The organism is Pseudomonas sp. (genome assembly GCF_035277045.1).
In the GTDB taxonomy this organism is placed as follows: domain Bacteria; phylum Pseudomonadota; class Gammaproteobacteria; order Pseudomonadales; family Pseudomonadaceae; genus Aquipseudomonas.
In genome coordinates, this window is record NZ_DATELE010000147.1 from 1 (window position 1) to 3,401 (window position 3,401).

Here is a 3,401-nt window from a genome sequence, read left to right on the forward strand (position 1 = left end):
GTGTGCGGCACGGTACATATCGAGCGCTGGGAGCCTTGGCAGGACGCCGCGCTGCGTCAGCGTTATCGCAGCGGTTACCAGGCTCGTGAGGATCATCGGCATATTCACGGTGCCAACCTTGGCATCTGCGCGCAGGCGTACCAGCGGGTCGGTGGCTTTGCTCCGCTGGCTGCCCACGAAGACGTTCACCTGGTCAACGCCCTCCAGGCGGCGGGCGCACGCATTGTCTGGACGGCCAGGCACAGCGTGGCGACCAGCAGCCGTGGCGATTGCCGGGCTCGGGACGGGTTTGGGGATTACCTCAAGGGGTTGGCGGGACTACCGTCTATTGAGGCGGGGTGAGGCGGAGGCGGAGGCGGAGGCGGAGGCGGAGGCGGAGGCGAGCCAGAGTCCACCGGTATGCCAATCTCGTCCATTAGGGCTCCGCCACGGCTCTCAAGACGCTTTTTTGCTCGCTGCCGATTTTCTGGCGGGCGCTTTTTTCTTGGCTGGGGCTTTCCCGCCCAGGCTTCGCTTGAGCAGTTCGGTCAGGTCGATGATATCGGCGCTCTTCTCGCCCTCGCCGTCTTTGCCGGACTCCACGACAGCAATCTTGCCTTTGCTCGCCTTCTCCTCCACCAGGTCCATGATGGTCTGCTTGAAGACGTTCTGGTATTCGTCCGGGGCCCACTCGCCGCTCATGTCCTCGACCAGCCGCTTGGCCATCTGCAATTCGCGCTTGTCGACCTTGGCATCGGTGACACTCTTGTCCAGCTCGAGCGAATCGATCCCACGCACTTCCTCAGGCCAGCGCAGGGTAATCATCACCAGCGCGTCATCGAGCGGACGCAACAACGCCAGGTGCTGCTGGGTGTGCAACACCACCGTGGCCAGGGCCACCTTGCCGGTGCTCTCCAGGGTCTCGCGCAGCAGCGCATAAACCTTGCCGCCACGCTTGTCCGGGCTCAGGTAATAGGGCGTGTCGAAATGCTGCAGCGGGATCACGTTGTGGTCGACGAACGAAAAGATATCGATGGTCTGGGTGGCTTCAGGCCTGGCCTTGCGGATCTCATCCTCGCTGATCACCACATAGCGGCCTTTCTCGTACTGAACACCCTTGACGATATTCTCCTTGTCGATGTCCTTGCCGGTGACCTTGTTGATCCGCTTGTAGCCCACCGGGTCCATGCTGCGCTTGTCGAGCCAGTCGAAATCGACCCGCTCGCTGCGCACCGCCGTATTCAGGCTGACCGGGATGTGCACCAGGCCAAAGCTGATGGCACCTTTCCAGATAGCTCGCGGCATGGCCGGCTCCTAGTCGTGGTGGTCAAAGGCGGATCCCGGGACACAGTAGCGCAAGGATCCGCAGCGTTCACAGCATTGGCAGGACAGGCCGGCGACCTCGCGAACAAGCAAGGTACGCCATTGGCAGCCACGCAGCAGACAGAGGAACTTCATAAAACCTCCTTGGCCCGCGGTGACGGGCTCTTACTGCAGATGACTGCGCCGCCTGGCAAAAGGTTTAGTCCATCAGCCCTATGGCAGCGGATCGCCGCCCGTCACGCCAAACACTTCGCCGGTGATGTAGCTGGATTCCTGCGAAGCCAGCAGCACGTACAGCGGCGCGCACTCGGCCGGCTGGCCCGGACGCTTCATCGGGACCTGACTGCCGAAGGTCGGGATCTTTTCCTGGGGCTGGCCACCGCTTGGCTGCAGCACCGTCCAGATCGGACCGGGTGCAACCGCGTTGACGCGAATGCCGCGTTCGATCACCTGCCCCGCCAACGCCTTGGTGAAGGCCACGATTGCCGCCTTGGTGGTCGCATAGTCCAGCAGGGTCGCCGACGGCTGGTACGACTGGATCGAGGCGGTATTGATGATGGTCGCCCCGGCTGGCAGCAGCGGCACCGCCGCCTGGCACAGCCAGAACAGCGCGTAGACGTTGGTCTTCATGGTCGCATCGAACTGTTCGCTGCTGACCTGGCTGATGTCCTTGCGCGCCGTCTGCTTGCCGGCCACGTTGACCAGGATATCGAGGCCGCCCAACTGCTCGTGGGCCTGCTTGACAAGTTGCCTGCAGAACGCCTCGTCCTTCAGGTCGCCTGGCAGCGCGATGACCTTTCGCCCTTCTGCCTTGATGAGTTCGATCACCTCGTCGGCATCTGGCTGCTCGACGGGCAGGTAGTTGAGGACGATGTCCGCGCCTTCACGCGCGAAGGCGATGGCGGTCGCGCGGCCGATACCGGAGTCGGCGCCGGTGATCAGTGCCTTGCGCCCGGCCAGACGGCCAAAGCCTTTGTAGGTGAGTTCGCCGTGGTCGGGTTTTGGGTCCATCTTCGCGTCGAGGCCCGGCGCCGGCTGCGGCTGCTCGGGAAAAGGCGGTTGCGGGTACTGCGTGAGCGGGTTCTGCATGCTGTACTGATCTTGCGGTTTGCTGGTAGGCATAAGCCACCTCCTGAGGTATGGACGCCAATGGCGAGGGTCATGGAAATTCGAGACCACGGCAGCCCGGAAGGTTTGCTCCAGACCGTTTGCGGGCCGACCGATGGTCATCGGGCAGGCCGTCTGAACCAATGCTCACGCGTCAGCGTCCACCGAAAAACAAGGGCGATACCTTATGACGTACGATCCGATTGACCGTGTGCAGAACTACCTCAAGGCGCATGGCCTGACACTGACCACCGCCGAATCCTGCACCGCGGGCCGCATGGTCGCCCTGCTGTCGGAAAAGACCGGGACCGGCAGCGTGCTGGAGTGTGGCTACGTGGTGTACTCCCCCGAAGCCAAGCAGCGCCTGCTGGGCGTCAGCCTGCGTACGATCGAGCACTTTGGCCTGACCAGCCAGGAAGTGGCCAGGGAGATGGCAATCGGCGCCCTGGCCGACAGCCAGGCCAGCGTTGCCATCGCGACCACCGGCGTGGCCGGCCCGGAGCCAGAGGGTGACACACCGCCCGGCACGCTGTGCTTTGCCTGGGCCTTCGCCGAACTGCCGACCCCGGCGGTGTTCAGCCGCACCGAGCGGTTTTTCGGCGACCGCCAGGCCGTGCTGCACCAGGCTTCGTTGCATGGACTGCTGCAGATGATGCAGTTCCATCAACGCTGGCTACGCGGCGAACGCACCTGACCGGCGCCCCTGGGAGACGCTCAGCCATGGCAATACAGGATGAACACCACGCCCGCCAGTATCCGGTCAGCGAAGACATGCGCATGCAGCGCAGGGTCTGGCGCTTCGAGCGGCTGGGCTGGTACGGATTGCTGGTGGTGGTCGGACTGACCTTGGCCGGGCTGTTTGGAAACGGCCCCTTGAGCGACCGCACCGCCAACAGCGCGGACGGCCGGGTGCAGGTCGAGTACGCCCGCTTCAGCCGCAACGGCGCGGGCGAGCAGTTGCGCATACGGGTCAAGGGCAGGCCCAACGACCG

General features: G+C 63.9%; 4 protein-coding genes and 2 pseudogenes. 3 read left to right on the top strand and 3 right to left on the bottom strand.

Annotation, left to right across the window (positions count from 1 at the left end; genetic code table 11):
• Positions 1-342 (top strand): annotated as a pseudogene (locus VJS90_RS06690) (glycosyltransferase family 2 protein); the annotation flags it as partial.
• Between the two features lie 93 nt (positions 343-435).
• Here VJS90_RS06690 and VJS90_RS06695 read toward each other — a convergent pair.
• The 3 genes from VJS90_RS06695 to VJS90_RS06705 form a co-directional block, all read right to left on the bottom strand.
• On the bottom strand, positions 436-1,284 hold the full coding sequence (locus tag VJS90_RS06695; RefSeq protein ID WP_324120264.1) for a Ku protein: 849 nt from the start codon (positions 1,282-1,284) through the stop codon (positions 436-438).
• A gap of 9 nt (positions 1,285-1,293) precedes the next feature.
• Positions 1,294-1,437, bottom strand: a complete 144-nt coding sequence (locus VJS90_RS06700) for a PSPA7_2676 family Cys-rich small protein (protein WP_324120265.1) — start codon at positions 1,435-1,437, stop codon at positions 1,294-1,296.
• Positions 1,438-1,515: 78 nt separating this feature from the next.
• Complete coding sequence (locus VJS90_RS06705) at positions 1,516-2,424, bottom strand: SDR family oxidoreductase (RefSeq protein WP_324120266.1); 909 nt, start codon at positions 2,422-2,424, stop codon at positions 1,516-1,518.
• Positions 2,425-2,596: 172 nt separating this feature from the next.
• Here VJS90_RS06705 and VJS90_RS06710 point away from each other — a divergent pair, with 172 nt between their 5' ends.
• Positions 2,597-3,103 (top strand): CinA family protein, encoded by a 507-nt coding sequence (locus tag VJS90_RS06710; protein ID WP_324120267.1) that lies wholly within the window; start codon positions 2,597-2,599, stop codon positions 3,101-3,103.
• Positions 3,104-3,129: 26 nt separating this feature from the next.
• Positions 3,130-3,401: pseudogene (locus VJS90_RS06715) on the top strand (hypothetical protein); the annotation flags it as partial.